This is a genomic window from Candidatus Symbiothrix dinenymphae, from assembly GCF_001431085.1.
Genome location: NZ_BBRU01000299.1, coordinates 1 through 533, shown reverse-complemented (window position 1 = coordinate 533; position 533 = coordinate 1). Strand labels below are relative to the sequence as shown.

The following is a 533-nucleotide window of genomic DNA, read 5'->3' as shown; positions in this document are numbered from 1 at the left end:
CGTTGCCCTTCCTCCTTGCAACGCCGCTTTTATACCCAACCAGATGTCATACATAGCGTATTCATGCTCTGCATAAATATATACTTCCGAAACTTTTTGCTCTGATGCCGACTTGATAGAAGCCTGTATTGCATTTTTTCCGTTTTCGGTAATTGGTATTTTTGCATCTGAAAACATGCTCGTTTTCAAATTGAGCGCATCCGGATTTTTACGTCCTGTTTCATTCACTACGTTGAGCAGTTGATATTGTTCGCCATGATATTTTGCTAAATCTGTATAAGCCTTGACATTTTTCTGTGCCTCCTGTGGGTTTTGATGAAATTTTTTGGGAAGTCTTAGGATACCGCCGCTTTTGAACTTTTTTTCGTTATAGCCATCCGGTGTCGATAGAAACGGGTTTCGGTCGACGACTTGGCAAGCACATAGAATGGTGGTGTCATATCCGGTGCGCAACCATTGTTGGTTACATTTTCCTGTCATTAGTGTCACGTTTTTTTGGGGACTCAATTTTTTGGCAAAGGTAAAACCTTTTT

The 533-nt window shown here is 40.9% G+C and carries 1 protein-coding gene; it reads right to left on the bottom strand.

Translation table 11 applies throughout. The features are described 5' to 3' along the window. Nucleotides 1–480 (bottom strand): hypothetical protein (locus ASC50_RS03750; protein ID WP_226995380.1); only part of this gene is annotated, 480 nt, incomplete at its 3' end. Nucleotides 481–533: the final 53 nt, after the last annotated feature.